Below are 15147 nucleotides of genomic sequence, written 5' to 3' on the forward strand. Positions count from 1 at the left end.
AGACCCCCACCTCAAAATTTAGCGGAAGCAAAGAAGTTAGGTGAGGGTTGATTAAAGTTTCACTTTATATAAAAGGAGAAGGTATAAATGAAAAGAGTACTAGTTATATTCTTTACGATCATGTTTATGATAGGTACAGATACTTTCTTAATTTCACCACTTTTACCGACATTACAACAGGTGTATCATGTTTCAACTGAGTTATCAGGATGGATGGTGAGTTCATATGCTTTAGGATACGCTGGATTTGCGCTTATTGCTGGTCCTATATCAGATGGCTTAAACAGAAAAAAAGTGATGGTAATAGGAATGAGTTTTTTTGCATTAAGTACGTTTTTATGTGGAATGGCACCGAGTTTTCTATGGATGCTAGCATTTAGATTTTTAGCAGGTGTAAGTGCAGCCTTTGTATCTCCACAAGTGTGGGCATCTATTTCAGTCCTTGTAGAGAAGAAACAAATTGCAAAGGCATTTGGAATTGCAACAGCAGGGTTAGCAATCTCTCAAATTTTAGGATTGCCAGTTGGATCGTATTTGGCAATGATACACTATACAACACCATTCTTCGTCATTGGTGTATTATCAGCATTACTTGTCATTCTTATTTATGTAGTATTACCAGAAATACAACCTGTTCATATAGGTGAAAGTAAAACAAACATCTTAAAGCGCTATAAACAATTACTTGCAGATTCAAAGGTTTCACTTTCTTATTTTGCATATTTTGTTTTTCAAACTGGTAATTTTGCTGCATTTTCATTTTTTGGTGTATGGCTTTCCATTCAATTTGGCTTGCAAGTTCATGAAGTAGGTACAGCTATGTTCGTATTAGGATTAGGAAATTTAACCGGTAATATTTTTGGCCCTAGAATCGTAAATAAAATTAGTTATAACCTTTCTTTCTATGGTGGAATTATATTTACAGCAGTGCTATATGTATTACTTCCTCATGTAAAGAACATTATATTTGTGGAATTATTATTCTTTGTTATATTTTTTGTGACAGGAATTTTGTTTGTATTAATGATGAGGCACTTACAAAACATGTCTAGTGTAGCAAGAGGAACAGGAGCCGCGCTTGCGAATGCTTCTATGTATATTGGTCAAATGATTGGAGCGGCAATAGCAGGAATGTTATTTGCAGCATCTCACAATTTTATACTTATAGGTAGTTTTACTGCGTTACTATATGTTGTAGCTTTATTTTTGTTTAGGAAAAGTGAAAAACTTACTGAAAATAGTGAAACAGGAATTGCATCATAAAGCTTGTATGAATATTGCGTATACCATAATAAATAAGAGTGTGCATACATGAATATACTTTTCATTACAGTGGTTACTAAAAGTATAGAAATAGTAGAAGTAATGTATTGTAACAAAGTTATGAGGAATCCAAAAATAAAAAATCCCTATAAAGATAGGGATTTATATATCGGCATATAGTTCCTTAGAAAAGGATATATTTAGTTTAGCATATCGGACTACTTATATTTGTGAAAAAGATGTGAAATAGATGTGAAAAAATACCGTAATAAAAAGCACTGTTTTAGCCAATGAACTAAAACAGCGCTTTTCTTTTTGATTGAACAGTTGCTGCATTTTCATCATGTATGCCTGCATCTTTAATAATTCGTTGTTTTGCTTTATTTAATAGATGGTTTACTGCTTCACCAAAATAGTTAGCTTCGCTTTTTGTGCGGGCTTCTCGTAAACATTTATAGTTTTCTAGCAGTTCCTCTTTTTCAGTGTTTGTTAAGAAATCTTCTATTTTCTTTTTTGTCATACGAAACACCCTTTCTTCCGACAAACGACGCAATAGAAAATATTTATTGTTTATTATAGCAATAATTTTTAAAAAAAGTATAGACTAACGTCGTAATAATTTGTCAATTTCTTGAATCTTCTCATCAGCTTTCCCAATTTGTGTGTTTTTAGCCTGCTCACCACCGAGCGCTTGGTGTAGTAAGAAAGTCTGACCGGAAATAGCAGTCACAATGGATACTTTTATAATTTCTTTTATTAAGGTGACATCGAATAGAACGAGTCCAAGAATTGCAGCTAAGCTACCAGTGAAAATATCAGTCAAAAACCCAAAGTGAAAAAAAGTTTTCAAACGGCGTGGAAGCAATAACTTACCTTGGTTATTGATTAGATGGGAAACGAAACCGGTAATGCCACCAACGAGAACAGCAGTTATCCATTGATACATTTCCATCGAATCCACTCCTTTTAGTGAATAAGATTCGATTATTTTATATTGATTCCTTTTAATATTTCATAGAAGCATATTGAGAAAGTTTGTTTGGTTTTTTTTCTATATTCAATTTAATTATAACAGAAAAATCTGATATATATGAGTCTATTATATGAAGCAGTTATTCCTTAATATGAATGTAGAAAGGGATGCGTGATATGAATATAGATTACCGAATAAGAAGTGTGGATGGTTATACAAAAAATATAGGGGAATTAGTAAGCATGCTGGAGCATAAGAGGGCTGTAACATTACAGGAGATAAAAGATCTATCAGTTGAGCAATTAGACTTAATTATGCCGAGTGGAGGAAATTCCATCGGAGCGTTATTAAAACATATAGCAGCTATAGAAAAAGCTCATCAACTTATTTCATTTCAAGAGTGCGACTTTACAAAAGAAGAATTAGAAATATGGGAAGACGCACTGTATTTAGGGGAAGCAGGGAGAACAATTTGTGGTCATGACATACAGTATTATGTACAACTTCTGCAAAGTGTTCGAGAAGAATCTCTGAAGTATTTGAGTGAACAAGATGATGAATGGCTTATGTCAGAAAGAAAGTGGCCTAACGATGTAGCGTATAACCAGCACTATCTGTGGTTTCATGTGCTAGAAGATGAGATTAATCACCGTGGGCAAATTAGAATGATGAAAAATAAATTATTTGAAAATTACGTTAAATAAAGTAGCTTTTTAAATGAATATTCCATATAATGAGAGTAATTAAAATGAGAACGGGGTGATGTATTATGGCGAAAATAACTTATATGAATAATAAATCAAATACAAAGGTGGATGGAAAGGGCGAGACTGTATAAGTTAGCGCACGATCCTTCCACTTAGCTTAAACTAGGGAGGATATCAATTTGAATCAAAATATTTTAGAATCGTTCGGCTGGGATTCTTTTTTTGAGGAACAAGCTGTAGAGAACTTTGAAGTAGGGCGTATTTTACTTGAACATAAGCATATGTATCGAATTATTTGTAATGATGGTGAATATATGGCAGAGCTGTCTGGTAAGTTTCGGCATGAAGCAGTAACGAAGGGTGATTATCCAGCGGTTGGTGATTGGGTGTATATAAAGAAAATAGAGAATGAAAAGAAAGCAATTATTCATCGTATTTTTCCTAGAAGAAGTTCTTTTTCTAGACAAGAGGCTGGTACTCGAACGGAAGAACAAGTAATAGCAGCAAATGTAGATTATCTATTTTTAGTGAATGCACTTAACCATGATTTTAACGTAAGAAGAATAGAGCGCTATTTACTACTAGCGTATGAAAGTGGTGCAATGCCTGTTATTGTTTTAACAAAGAGTAGCTTATGTGAAGATGTAGAACAGAAAATTGTAGAAACGGAAGCTGTGGCAATTGGTGTTCCGATTTTCATCGTTGATAGTTTAGAGCATACTGGTATTGAATCGTTGCAACAATTTGTTTCTTCAGGAAAAACAATTGCTTTAGTCGGGTCATCGGGGGTTGGAAAATCCACTTTGTTAAATGCACTCATAGGGATTGAAGTAGCAAAAACGGGAGATATACGTGAGGAAGATAGTAAAGGAAGGCATACGACAACTCATCGTGAATTGTTCCGATTACCGAGTGGTAGTTTAGTTATTGATACGCCGGGTATGAGGGAGCTACAGCTTTGGGAAGGAAGCGATGCAATTCAAACGACATTTTCTGATATTGAGGAACTAGCAAAAACGTGCCGTTTTAGGGACTGTAAGCATGAAAATGAGCCAGGGTGCGCAGTGCATAGTGCAATTGATAACGGAATTATTACGATAAATCGTTTGCAAAGCTATAAAAAATTACAAAGAGAACTAGCGTATTTTATGAGAAAACAAGATGCTATTCTTGCAAGGGCAGAGCGTGATAAGTGGAAAAAGATTTCTAAACAGCATAAAAAAATGTGAAAAGCCAAAGGGTGGTTCCCTTTGGCTTTTTGTATTTGTAAATTTTATAATAATATTATTCAAATATATAGACAAATAGAATTTAATTGTTTAAACTTTACAAAGTATTCATCATAATAGGTTATGAAAATAATAATTAAGGATTGGGAAATATTTATAATTCGTTAGATTTAACTTTTAAAATTGAAAAGCAGGAGGTTTGTAATGGGGAGACTATTAAATTTGTTTCGTGATATGAAAGTAGCAAAAAAACTACTAATTTCATTTTTTGTTATTTTAATTGCAGCTGTCTCTATTATCGGAGGTATGTCTTATCAAACAGCTAAAAAGAATTTTGAATCACAAATTAAGAGCAGTGCTCACGACAATATAAAAATATTAGACAATTTAATCAATCAAATGATTGAGGCGAAATTTAATGATGTAAATAATTTTGCACGTGTGATTCAAGGTAATATGTACCAAGGGGATAATCAAGATGAATTAAGAAAAATGTTATCTCAATATATCAATTTGAATAAAGATGTCGAACAAGTTTATGTTGCTGGGAATGATAAGAAATTTGTGCAAGAACCAAATATACAAATGGCAGCAGACTATGATCCAACAGAACGTTCTTGGTATAAAGATGCAGTGGCAAAACAAGGTGATATTATCATTAGTGAGCCGTATAAGGCGAAAGGAAATGGGCATATTGTCGTAACAATTGCAAAACAAGCAGAAGATAAAAACAGTGTTGTAGCAATAGATTTAAGTTTGGATAATTTATTAAAAACAACAAAGCTAATCAATATTGGTAAAAAAGGATATGCTTTCATTTTAGATGGGAAACAAAAAATAATTGCACATCCTCAAGAAAAATCAGGGGAAAAAGCAGCTGATTCTTGGGCGAAGAAAATTTATGAAGATAATCACGGTGCTTTTTCATATATGTATGATGGCAGCGAAAAACAAATGGTATTTGCTACAAATGTAAAAACAGGTTGGAAAATCAGTGGGTCGATGTACTCGAATGAAATAATTGAAGCTGCACAGCCTGTATTTTATAATATGTTAATTGTAATGTTCATTTCATTAGTTATAGGCGGGACACTTATTTATTTTGTGACACTTTCTATAACGAAGCCATTAAAGAGATTAGTTTCCACTTCCAAAGAAATAAGTGAGGGAGATTTAACGCAAACAATCGAAATTCATTCTAATGATGAAATTGGTCAACTTGCAAAAGGGTTTAATGAGATGACAGATGCATTGCGAACGTTAATTGGAAGAATTAATACTTCGGCTGGACATGTTGCAGCAGCATCAGAAGAGCTGACGGCAAGTGTAAGACAAGCGAGTGAAGCGACTGAGCAAATTACAATGGCAATGGATGAAATATCAAGCGGGGCAACAACGCAAACGACAAGTGTAGAAAATGGTGCAATGTTACTATTTGATGTAACAGAAGGAATTCAGCATGTAGCAAATAGTTCATCATCAATTAGTACCGCTTCTGCTCATACGCGTGAAAAAGCAGAAGATGGCGGGAAACTAGTTGGAAAAACTGTAAATCAAATGCAATCAATTGCAGAATCTGTTTCACAATCAGATGAAGTTATACAGTTACTAAATAATAAATCAAAACAAATTGGTGACATACTAGAAGTAATTCAAAATATTGCAGATCAAACAAATCTTTTGGCCTTGAATGCAGCAATTGAAGCTGCAAGAGCGGGAGAGCACGGAAGAGGGTTTGCAATTGTTGCAGATGAAGTACGTAAATTGGCGGAGAAGTCTAGCGTATCTTCTAGTGAAATTAGTAAATTAATATGTGAAATACAAGATGACATGAGTAAGACGGTAAAATCTATGGGTCATGTAAATGAAGAAGTTCAATCTGGACTTGTTATTGCGAATGAAACGAAGCAAAACTTTAATGAGATTTTACAATCTACAAATGAAATTGCAAATCAAATTAAAACGATGGTTGAAACGGCTAATGGGATGTCGAAAGGTGCAAATGAAGTGTCTATTTCAGTAGGACAAATTGCAATGACAGCACAGAATAATGCGACGAGTACTCAAAACGTTGCAGCATCAGCAGAAGAACAACTAGCGTCCATTGAGGAGATTAGTTCTGCGGCGGGTACGTTATCTCAAATGGCAGAAGAACTACAAGGGTTAATAGAAAGATTTAAAGTGTAACAGAGGACAGACTACTCCAAAATCGTAGTATGCGATTTTGGAGTAGTCTGTTTTTGCTATGTAACATGAAATGTGATAGAGAGTATGTTTATGATGTTTACAGGTATATCATGTATAATATTTGTCGAAAAATAGAGGTGTTTGTTAACTTTATGTATAATAATAATTATATAGAATGCAAATAAAGGAGATTATTAATATGGGAGTGTATTGGGGGACCAAAAGACATTCTTGGCTTAGTTATGTCTCATTTTGGTTAAGTATTTCATTTTTTATTGTTTTTCTAATTGAAGTGTTTATTTTAAAAACACTTTCAAATAGTTCGGTGCAAATTGTTAAATATTTTTATTTTATATTTGTACCAGTAAACATCTTTCTTAGTTTAAAGTTACTCTTTAAGAAGAATGAAAAGAAAGCGTTACCTATTTTTAGTTTCATTGTCTCATTATTATTTACAATCTTAATACTAGTATTAGCATTAGCAGCTACTGGGAAATTCTTTTAAGGGGAGTGATAAAAGTCACTCTTCTTTTTTGTTATTATAAGGAAATACTAAGCGAAGGATGGAAAAAGAGTGCATTTACTTATTTTGATATGCTTGGAAAGCTTTAGAAGCATATTAAGAAATACAATGAGAGACAATTCATATAGCGATGAAGAAAATCAGCTGTTTTATATGCAGTATGAAGCAAATGAATACGGTAAAAACGGTGATATATGGTACAATACATTTGGATAGTGATAGAGATAAAGGGTATATAAAATACTCATCGTTTTTTAGTAAGAGAGGGGTTATCTTATGCTATACGAGGATTTGATGACATTATTTCAAACAGCTCCGAAAGAAGAAGGTAGAGGCGGCTGGAAATATATAATCCAGGAACGAAATGATAAATATGAAATTGTTGATGAAATGTTGAAAAATGAAATGAGTGTTGAATTGTATTTTAATGAATATGATGAGGTGAAAATCACTTTATATAAAGATGGAATGCCTATTTCTACTATGCAAAGAATTGCGATTTCAAAAGTTGAATTAGACGAAGAGGAAGAAGGAATTCAATTCGTTTTAGAACGTATGCCTAGTCGGATGATTCGCTTGCAATTAAAGCCTTATTTAGCACTCGAAATGGGACCGTACTGGGAAGTTTGTGAGGATTGTGAATAAACATAAAAGGAGCATCCAAAGACATGGATGCTCCTTTTATGTTTTTTGAAGTTGTTTAAAGGCAATAATTGGGAGTAAAATAATACTGACCCATCCGATGATAGGATATAAAATGTGGAGCAATTCACTGTAACCAACGTAACTAAAGCAATAACTAATTAGTAAAATGAAGAAAATAATATTGTTGTTTTGCCATCCGGTAATCGATTGCATTTGTTTTGTCATTCCGAATACATTACCAACTAAAGTTGTGAACACTTCACCGAAAATAACAAGAACAAAGAAGAAGTGGAAAGTTGCATTAAATCTTCTTATGACTTCAGCCATTGGGATGTTATATTGATAAAATTGATCGACTGATAAGATCGCTAAATGGCTGCATAGTAAAATTAAAGAAAGTCCTGCTCCACCTAAAATACCGCCCCATAAAATGGCTTTTCGATCTTTAACTTCACTGGCTAACGGGACGAGAACGCTTTGGGCAAGAGAAAGATTTAAGGCGACATATGTAATTGGGCTAGTAATCCACTTCATATTCCAGCTTTCTGCTGGAATAGTGTTACTAATAGGAGTTGTACCATGTAAAAAAGTAGTAATAGCAAGTCCGATAATAAAAATCATCATAATAGGTACGACAAGAGTATTTACCTCAAAGACACCTTGTAATCCACGACTACCTATAATGAGGCATGCAATTACTGTAATGAGAATGCCGAGTTGTCTTGGTAAACGAAGTTGCTCTTCAAACACCGCTCCAGCTCCTGATAACATAACGCTCGTTACACCAAATAATACGAGTAATAATAGTGTATTTACAACATTACCAAATACATCTCCAAATAAATATTTGTTAAATTCTTGTGCTGAAAATGCCCCGATTTGTGATGAAAGCAACATCATTTTCGTGCCAAGCCAAATAAAAAAAAATCCACTGACACATATACCAATTGTTCCGTAAAATCCGTTCACTGTAAAAAATTCAACAATTTCTCGTCCAGTAGCAAATCCAGCTCCAACGACTGTTCCAATATAAGTAGCAGCGACTTTCTTTGCTACTTGCCATTGTTGATTGTCCATGTTATCCCTCTTTCTACTACGATGAGCTTGATTTATTATTATGCATATGTATGAGCTTGGACAATTAGACGTAAGAAGTAGTTGAAAACATACATGAATTAAAAGATATTAGGGAAGTATTAAAGGTGTTAAAACTTTGTTACATATGAGCCAATCGTTCGAAAGGATAGGAAATGTATGGTAACATGTAATTAGGTTATTAAAAGATAAACATTATGAAATGATAAGAGGAGTGGATTGTATGAGTACGAAAACAAATGTTGTTGAAGTATTAAACAAGCAGGTAGCAAACTGGAATGTGTTATATGTGAAATTACATAATTATCACTGGTATGTGACAGGACCACACTTCTTTACATTACATGAGAAATTTGAAGAGTTTTACAATGAAGCTGGAACGTATATTGATGAACTAGCAGAACGTATTTTAGCATTGGAAGGTAAGCCATTAGCGACAATGAAAGAATACCTTGCAACATCTAGTGTGAATGAGGGGACAAGCAAGGAATCTGCAGAAGAGATGGTACAAACATTAGTGAATGATTACTCTGCACTGATTCAAGAATTAAAAGAAGGCATGGAAGTTGCTGGTGAAGCTGGCGATGAAACATCAGCGGACATGTTGTTAGCAATTCATACAACATTAGAACAACACGTATGGATGTTAAGTGCGTTCTTAAAATAAAGTGAAACTTTAATCAGTGGGGGTCTTACTGCCCATTAAAGCGGGATAAATATAAGTTGATAAAGAAAAAAGTCATTGAAAAATTCTTTCAATGGCTTTTTTGTGATTTTTCAGTTTTCTTTTATGCTATAATATAGTAAAAAGGAGGCGATGCGATGTTTCGCTTTTTCAGAACTGGAAAAGAAGAGCGTGAAATTACGAAAGATGAATTAGAACAAGCAATGGCTAAGTTTCTAGAAACGAATGCTAATATCGTTTATACAGTATTAGTAAATGATGATTATACAGTAAATTATGATTTGTTAAAGCCGTATTTACCTGCATTTCCAACAAATAGTTTTCTTATTACGAAGGAAACGCTTGAGGTATTTGAACATACAGAAGAAAATCTAAACCTAGTTAAAGAAATTGATATCGTTCAAAAAGCAGTAGATCAATATGTGACAGAAAAAGAAATGTTTCCAATTGTTGAAGGTAGTGAAGAGCGTCTTATATGTGGGATGAAATTAGGACCGTATTTAAATCGTATATTAAAAAGAGATTTATATATTTCAGAAAAACATTATTTAGTTTCGAGTAAACCAGACAGAAAAAAACAAAAGAGTGGGTAGATGTATTGAAAACAACAATAAATATATTGTTGTCTTTTTTTGTTTATAAAAATATCGAAATTTCAATTTATTCGACTTTATAATAAAATTATTGGATAAAGAGGAGTAATGATTAAGTATTGTTAGTTGGAGTTATATACAGTGATTATAGAATGGTATAAAGGTTCGAGAACTATATATTATAAAATATTACGGGGGAATGGGTGTATGAAAAATAGTATGACTTACATTCAATTATTAAATGAAACGTTACATTGTTACGCAAATAAAGGAAGTTTGGAAGCGTACAAGTATATAATGGAGCATGCGAAAGGCATAGTGGGGAATGAGGCGCAAATATATAATTTTAAATATGCACTAGCGAGTGCCGCTGGCCTTGAAGAAGAAGCGATGCATGTAATGAAAGAAGCTATTAAATATATAGAAGACAAAAGTAATAAGTAGTAAGAAAGGGAGATGCATCATAATGGATGTATCTCCCTTTTATCATTATAAATGAAAAGCATTTGCTAGTAAGCGATAAGAATTTAATTTATCTTCAAATCGATGAGTAATTGTGACAATCATAAATTCATCAGTATTGTACACTTTGCTTAAGTTTACGATTTGTTCTTTCACAGAAGATGGATCACCGACGATCATACGTTGACGATTTTCTTTTATACGAAATAAATCATAAGCGCTGTATGAATAATTTTGTGCAGTTTCTATAGAAGGAGTACCAGTTGTCCGTTTGCCTTGCTCTAGTAATAAGATTGATAAATCTAAACTAGAAGCAACTTTTTCCGCCTCTTCATTTGTTTCCCCGCAAATAACAAAAATAGAAACGATTGATTTTGGTTTATCTCCTAAATAGGAAGGTTGGAATTGTTCCTGATAAGCCTTCATTACTTCAGGGCCACCGTATCCGTTAATGAACTGTGCGAATGCAAAAGAAGCACCTTGTTTTGCGGCAATCATTGCACTTTCTCCACTAGAACCGAGCAACCACATCTCAGGAGATGTTTGAATCACAGGGGTAGCCTTTAAATTTGCGTAATGATGGTTTTCTGGTACTTGATCATGTAAGTACATTGCAACATCTGCAATTTGTTCTGGATATTGATCAAGTGAGACCATTTTTCCTTCTTGTAGTGCGCGAGTTGCAATTGGCATACCACCAGGTGCTCTGCCGACACCAAGGTCAATACGATTTGGATAAAGCGCTTCTAAAACACGGAAGTTCTCAGCAACTTTATACGGACTATAGTGCGGTAACATAACACCACCCGAACCGACTCTCATCCGCTCCGTTTTCGCTGCAATATGAGAAATAAGTATTTCTGGACTTGAGCCAGCAAGGCTGACAGAATTGTGATGCTCTGATACCCAAAAGCGTGTATATCCGAGTTTTTCAACTTCTTGTGCAAGTGTAACTGTATGTGAAAAAGCTTGGGCTGCCGTACTACCATCTGAAATAGGGGATTGGTCTAATACACTTAATTTGATCATAGAATATACCTCTCAATCTTAATGTACATCCTATTATATATTTACTTACGAAAAATGCGTAATGAAATGCTCAAAATAAAAAGTGGATAAATTACATATCCACTTTTAACGTGAAAATCCTCGTTCATAATGATTCATTTCGACTACATTTAGAATATATTCGTAGTTATCAATCTCAAGTTTTAGTTGTTCACGTTCTTTTTTAGATAGATGCATATTACTAAGTTTGTTGCATAGCCGTTGTTTCTTTTCTTCTAAATACTTCTTTGTAGCATTGTAGTCGTAAGTTGGTTTCATTTTCAGCCACTCCTTATTTGTTGTTGCTATATTATATGAAGCGTGAAGAGATGTGAGAGCTATCTTTTATGTATTTTTAGTGAATATTCAACTTGCTCTGTTGTTATGTTTATGGGAATTTATGAATAAAATGCACTAAACGACTAATGCCCATTTGATGAAGTAAGGGGTGGAATTGTGCAGAAAGATATAATGTATAACACTGAGATGGATGAAACGTTAAAAGTTATAAATAAAGGGTTAAAGAAGACTACTCGCCCGAAGCGGATTATAGTAGTAGGGGCTGGCATGGCTGGGTTGGTTTCGTCATCTTTATTAAAAGCTGCAGGACATGAAGTAAAGATTTTTGAAGCAAACAACCGGGTAGGTGGCCGTATAGAGACAGTTAGAATGGAAGATACCGGATTATATTTGGATGTAGGGGCAATGAGAATTCCGTATTCTCACACATTAACGATGGCATATATAAGAAAATTTGGGCTACAGGTGAGCCCTTTTATTAATAGGAATGAGACTGATATTATTTACGTAAATGGCCGGAAAACGACATTAAAGCAATATGAAAAAAATCCAAGTATATTAAAGTATCCTGTAGAAATGAATGAAGTTGGGAAAACGTCAGAGGAGCTATTATTACTAGCAGTGCAGCCTATTATAAATTTTATTAAAAAGAACCCAGAGAAAAATTGGGATGTTGTAGTAAAGGATTTTGGGAGATATTCTACAGGACAATTTTTAAAGTATCATCCTTATCAATATAATACTTACTTTTCGCCAGTTACAATTGAGATGATTGGTGTTTTATTAGATTTAGAAGGTTTCTTGGAAAGGTCATTTGTTGAGACGTTACGCTTTATATATATTATGCAGGAGGAGAGTGGATTTTGCGAAATAGTAGGCGGGAATGATAGATTACCAAAGTCATTTTTACCACAATTAGAAGAAAATATTATATATAATCAAAAACTAATGAAGCTACAACAACACGATAACGGTGTAACAGCTTTTTATCGAAACGAGGAAACTTTTGAATATAGTAGTATTACAGGGGATTTAGTCATTATTACAATTCCATTTTCGACAATGCGCTTTGTGGAAGTAGATCCATTTGATTCTATATCGCATGAAAAATGGAAAGCAATTCGTGAATTGCATTATATGCCGGCGACAAAAATAGGAATTCAATTTAAAAGTCGATTTTGGGAAAAACAAGGACAATTAGGTGGCAGAATTATAACAGATTTGCCAATTCGTTACGCCTATTATCCAAGTCACGGGATTGGAGAAAAAGGACCTGCTATAATGTTAGGCAGCTATACATGGTCTTATGATGCGTTGTTATGGGATGGGTTATCAAAAGGTGATCGTATCTATTACACACTACAGAACTTAGCGACAATATTAGGTGGTCAAGTATACGATGAGTTCATGTCTGGCATATCCAAAAGTTGGACATTGGATCCATATGCACTTGGAGGTTTTGCGCTATTTCAGGCAGGTCAAGAATCTGAACTACAACCAACTATTATAAAACCAGGGGGGAGACTATACTTTGCAGGTGATCATACAACGTTATATCACGGATGGATACAAGGGGCAATTGAATCTGGCGTTCGTGTAGCATTAAATGTAAATGAATTAAATGTATAAAATTCAGAAATTTCTTTACTATATAGTTTGAGATGGATATTATTATATATAAAAGAATTATAAGGAGTGTTGAAAGTGAATCCGTTATTATTCGATTTCCCTTCTGAATTTTATACTGAAAGGCTATTTATTCGAATGCCAAAACCAGGTGATGGTAAAGCTGTATACGATGCAATGCAAGCTTCTATGAAAGAATTAAAACCATGGATGGTTTTTGCACAAAAAGAGCAAACAGAGGAAGAAGTAGAAGTGAGCATTAGAAAATCGCATATTCAATTTTTACAGCGTGAGGACTTAAGATTACTAGTTTTTTCGAAAGAAACAGGTGAATTTATTGCATCAGCTGGATTACATCGCGTTAATTGGAATATACCACAATTTGAAATCGGATATTGGATTGATTCAAGGTTTAGTGGAAAGGGCTATATGGTCGAGGCTGCAAAGGGGATAACAGATTATGCTTTTTCTGAACTGAAAGCAAACCGCGTAGAAATTCGTTGTGATTCTTTAAATAAGAAAAGTAGAGCGATACCTGAGAAATTAGGTTTTAAATTAGAGGGTGTTTTAGAAAGTGCGAGTGTTGCAGTAGATGGAAATGGATTAAGGGATATGTGTGTATTTGCGATGACTAGAAATACATATGAAAAAGAAGAGCTGTAGAGAAACGGCTCTTCTTTTTGTACATTATGGTACGGGATGTCCGTTAGAGCTTTCGAAAATTGTAAACCATTGTTGACGGTCTAAGTTAACTTTTGTAGCAAGAGCGGCTGTTTTAACACGATCTAATTTACCAGAGCCGATGATTGGCAACATTTTAGCTGGATGTGCAAGTAACCAAGCATACATAACCGTATCGATACTAGAAACACCTAGCTCAGTAGCGACTTTTTGCACAGTTTCACGTACACGTACAGCACGTTCTGACTGACCAGTAAAGATTTCTCCGCCAGCAAGAGGTGACCAAATCATTGGATTGATTCGTTTTTCCTGACATAAATCAATTGTTCCCTTTTCAAAATGCTCAAGCTGCAGAGCTGATACTTCAATTTGGTTCGTAATAAGCGGGAAATCTAAGTATGAACTTAACATATTGAATTGGGAAGGTAAAAAGTTAGATACACCGAAATGACGAACTTTTCCTTCCTGTCTTAAGCGTGAGAACGCTTCTGCCACTTCATTTGGATTCATGAAAGGATCAGGACGATGGATAAGTAATACGTCAATATAATCTGTATGTAAATTTTTAAGTGAAGCTTCTGCACTTTGAATAATATGTTCTGCACTAGTGTTGTAGTGAGCAACATAACGCCCTGGAAATTTCGGTGATGGGGGAGCGATTCCACATTTTGTGATGATTTGCATGTTTTCACGTAAGGAAGGCTTTAGTTGTAATGCCTCTCCGAACAGTCCTTCACACGTATAACCGCCATAAATATCAGCATGATCAAAAGTAGTAATTCCCATATCCATACAATCTTCAATGAAAGAAAGTAATTCTTGTTTCGTCATATTCCATTCTGCTAAACGCCAAAAACCTTGAATAATACGAGAAAATTCGAGTGTTTCGGCCATTTGTACTCGTTCCATTATAAGTACCCCCTTGATGAATAATTATTATTTTGAAAAGGCTTTCTTACTACATATTATTATATAGTTAGAGGGGCGTACAAACAATAAATATGTTTTGCTATAAAAACGATTTTTTCTATCATGCCTTTCGAGAGGACTCCCACCTCTAAACGTAAATGAAGGTGGTGAGGTGAATCGAAAGCAATATTTTATTTTCAAGAAAAACAGAAACATACGTTC

General features: G+C 34.2%; 16 protein-coding genes and 2 pseudogenes. 12 read left to right on the forward strand and 6 right to left on the reverse strand.

What is annotated here, in order from left to right; all coding sequences use genetic code 11:
* The first annotated feature begins 87 nt into the window (after nt 1-87).
* The gene (locus tag Q9B79_RS17150; protein ID WP_306186137.1) at nt 88-1263 is read left to right on the forward strand and encodes an MFS transporter; all 1176 of its coding nucleotides are present in this window, start codon (nt 88-90) and stop codon (nt 1261-1263) included.
* Nucleotides 1264-1311: 48 nt separating this feature from the next.
* Nucleotides 1312-1513: pseudogene (locus Q9B79_RS17155) on the forward strand (hypothetical protein).
* 45 nt (nt 1514-1558) lie between these two features.
* Here Q9B79_RS17155 and Q9B79_RS17160 read toward each other — a convergent pair.
* Together Q9B79_RS17160 and Q9B79_RS17165 are read right to left on the reverse strand one after the other, a co-directional pair.
* Entirely contained in the window at nt 1559-1783 is a 225-nt protein-coding gene (locus Q9B79_RS17160) for a hypothetical protein (RefSeq protein WP_000162606.1), read from the reverse strand.
* 84 nt (nt 1784-1867) lie between these two features.
* Complete coding sequence (locus Q9B79_RS17165; protein ID WP_306186139.1) at nt 1868-2215, reverse strand: DUF4257 domain-containing protein; 348 nt, start codon at nt 2213-2215, stop codon at nt 1868-1870.
* A gap of 197 nt (nt 2216-2412) precedes the next feature.
* On the opposite strand from Q9B79_RS17165, the gene Q9B79_RS17170 reads away from it, so the two are divergent.
* The 5 genes from Q9B79_RS17170 (at nt 2413) to Q9B79_RS17190 (ending at nt 7527) form a co-directional block, all read left to right on the forward strand.
* Nucleotides 2413-2940, forward strand: coding sequence for a DinB family protein (locus tag Q9B79_RS17170; RefSeq protein WP_306186141.1), 528 nt, complete (start codon nt 2413-2415; stop codon nt 2938-2940).
* A 182-nt stretch (nt 2941-3122) separates the two neighbouring features.
* A complete protein-coding gene (rsgA, locus tag Q9B79_RS17175) occupies nt 3123-4172 on the forward strand; it encodes a ribosome small subunit-dependent GTPase A (protein WP_306186143.1) in 1050 nt (349 codons plus the stop codon).
* Nucleotides 4173-4376: 204 nt separating this feature from the next.
* Nucleotides 4377-6359 carry a HAMP domain-containing methyl-accepting chemotaxis protein gene (locus tag Q9B79_RS17180; RefSeq protein WP_306186145.1) on the forward strand — a complete coding sequence of 661 codons (1983 nt, stop codon included), beginning with the start codon at nt 4377-4379 and terminating at the stop codon, nt 6357-6359.
* A 199-nt stretch (nt 6360-6558) separates the two neighbouring features.
* Nucleotides 6559-6864: a hypothetical protein gene (locus Q9B79_RS17185; RefSeq protein WP_064474202.1), complete on the forward strand. Its 306-nt coding sequence runs from the start codon at nt 6559-6561 to the stop codon at nt 6862-6864.
* Nucleotides 6865-7158: 294 nt separating this feature from the next.
* On the forward strand, nt 7159-7527 hold the full coding sequence (locus tag Q9B79_RS17190) for a DUF3979 family protein (RefSeq protein ID WP_306186148.1): 369 nt from the start codon (nt 7159-7161) through the stop codon (nt 7525-7527).
* Between the two features lie 36 nt (nt 7528-7563).
* Here the strand turns inward: Q9B79_RS17190 and Q9B79_RS17195 are convergent, their stop codons facing one another.
* A complete protein-coding gene (locus Q9B79_RS17195) occupies nt 7564-8604 on the reverse strand; it encodes a YkvI family membrane protein (RefSeq protein ID WP_306186150.1) in 1041 nt (346 codons plus the stop codon).
* A gap of 241 nt (nt 8605-8845) precedes the next feature.
* On the opposite strand from Q9B79_RS17195, the gene Q9B79_RS17200 reads away from it, so the two are divergent.
* The 3 genes and pseudogenes from Q9B79_RS17200 to Q9B79_RS17210 all read left to right on the forward strand — a co-directional run.
* A complete protein-coding gene (locus Q9B79_RS17200) occupies nt 8846-9289 on the forward strand; it encodes a Dps family protein (protein ID WP_000105198.1) in 444 nt (147 codons plus the stop codon).
* Nucleotides 9290-9444: 155 nt separating this feature from the next.
* The gene (locus Q9B79_RS17205; RefSeq protein ID WP_098669046.1) at nt 9445-9900 is read left to right on the forward strand and encodes a DUF3939 domain-containing protein; all 456 of its coding nucleotides are present in this window, start codon (nt 9445-9447) and stop codon (nt 9898-9900) included.
* Between the two features lie 207 nt (nt 9901-10107).
* A pseudogene (locus Q9B79_RS17210) lies at nt 10108-10314 on the forward strand (alpha/beta hydrolase); the annotation flags it as partial.
* 75 nt (nt 10315-10389) lie between these two features.
* Here the strand turns inward: Q9B79_RS17210 and Q9B79_RS17215 are convergent.
* Together Q9B79_RS17215 and Q9B79_RS17220 are read right to left on the reverse strand one after the other, a co-directional pair.
* The gene (locus Q9B79_RS17215; RefSeq protein WP_306186154.1) at nt 10390-11391 is read right to left on the reverse strand and encodes an LLM class flavin-dependent oxidoreductase; all 1002 of its coding nucleotides are present in this window, start codon (nt 11389-11391) and stop codon (nt 10390-10392) included.
* Nucleotides 11392-11496: 105 nt separating this feature from the next.
* On the reverse strand, nt 11497-11688 hold the full coding sequence (locus Q9B79_RS17220; RefSeq protein ID WP_306186156.1) for a DUF3896 domain-containing protein: 192 nt from the start codon (nt 11686-11688) through the stop codon (nt 11497-11499).
* 177 nt (nt 11689-11865) lie between these two features.
* Between Q9B79_RS17220 and Q9B79_RS17225 the strand changes: the two genes are divergently transcribed.
* Nucleotides 11866-13338 (forward strand): flavin monoamine oxidase family protein, encoded by a 1473-nt coding sequence (locus Q9B79_RS17225; protein WP_306186159.1) that lies wholly within the window; start codon nt 11866-11868, stop codon nt 13336-13338.
* A 75-nt stretch (nt 13339-13413) separates the two neighbouring features.
* Nucleotides 13414-13998, forward strand: coding sequence for a GNAT family N-acetyltransferase (locus Q9B79_RS17230; protein ID WP_101167254.1), 585 nt, complete (start codon nt 13414-13416; stop codon nt 13996-13998).
* A gap of 24 nt (nt 13999-14022) precedes the next feature.
* On the opposite strand, the gene Q9B79_RS17235 is transcribed toward Q9B79_RS17230, so the two are convergent.
* Entirely contained in the window at nt 14023-14925 is a 903-nt protein-coding gene (locus Q9B79_RS17235) for an aldo/keto reductase (RefSeq protein WP_306186162.1), read from the reverse strand.
* Nucleotides 14926-15147 lie beyond the last annotated feature (222 nt).

The organism is Bacillus sp. MHSD_36 (genome assembly GCF_030757775.1).
Classification (GTDB): Bacteria; Bacillota; Bacilli; order Bacillales; family Bacillaceae_G; genus Bacillus_A.

Bases quoted from the DNA above. Each gene is read 5' to 3' on its own strand.
- Q9B79_RS17220 (WP_306186156.1), bottom strand. From the start codon at position 11,688: ATGAAACCAACTTACGACTACAATGCTACAAAGAAGTATTTAGAAGAA.
- Q9B79_RS17215 (WP_306186154.1), bottom strand. From the start codon at position 11,391: ATGATCAAATTAAGTGTATTAGACCAATCCCCTATTTCAGATGGTAGT.
- Q9B79_RS17180 (WP_306186145.1), top strand. From the start codon at position 4,377: ATGGGGAGACTATTAAATTTGTTTCGTGATATGAAAGTAGCAAAAAAA.
- Q9B79_RS17165 (WP_306186139.1), bottom strand. From the start codon at position 2,215: ATGGAAATGTATCAATGGATAACTGCTGTTCTCGTTGGTGGCATTACC.
- Q9B79_RS17235 (WP_306186162.1), bottom strand. From the start codon at position 14,925: ATGGAACGAGTACAAATGGCCGAAACACTCGAATTTTCTCGTATTATT.
- Q9B79_RS17160 (WP_000162606.1), bottom strand. From the start codon at position 1,783: ATGACAAAAAAGAAAATAGAAGATTTCTTAACAAACACTGAAAAAGAG.
- Q9B79_RS17170 (WP_306186141.1), top strand. From the start codon at position 2,413: ATGAATATAGATTACCGAATAAGAAGTGTGGATGGTTATACAAAAAAT.
- Q9B79_RS17205 (WP_098669046.1), top strand. From the start codon at position 9,445: ATGTTTCGCTTTTTCAGAACTGGAAAAGAAGAGCGTGAAATTACGAAA.
- Q9B79_RS17200 (WP_000105198.1), top strand. From the start codon at position 8,846: ATGAGTACGAAAACAAATGTTGTTGAAGTATTAAACAAGCAGGTAGCA.
- Q9B79_RS17185 (WP_064474202.1), top strand. From the start codon at position 6,559: ATGGGAGTGTATTGGGGGACCAAAAGACATTCTTGGCTTAGTTATGTC.
- Q9B79_RS17190 (WP_306186148.1), top strand. From the start codon at position 7,159: ATGCTATACGAGGATTTGATGACATTATTTCAAACAGCTCCGAAAGAA.
- Q9B79_RS17150 (WP_306186137.1), top strand. From the start codon at position 88: ATGAAAAGAGTACTAGTTATATTCTTTACGATCATGTTTATGATAGGT.
- Q9B79_RS17195 (WP_306186150.1), bottom strand. From the start codon at position 8,604: ATGGACAATCAACAATGGCAAGTAGCAAAGAAAGTCGCTGCTACTTAT.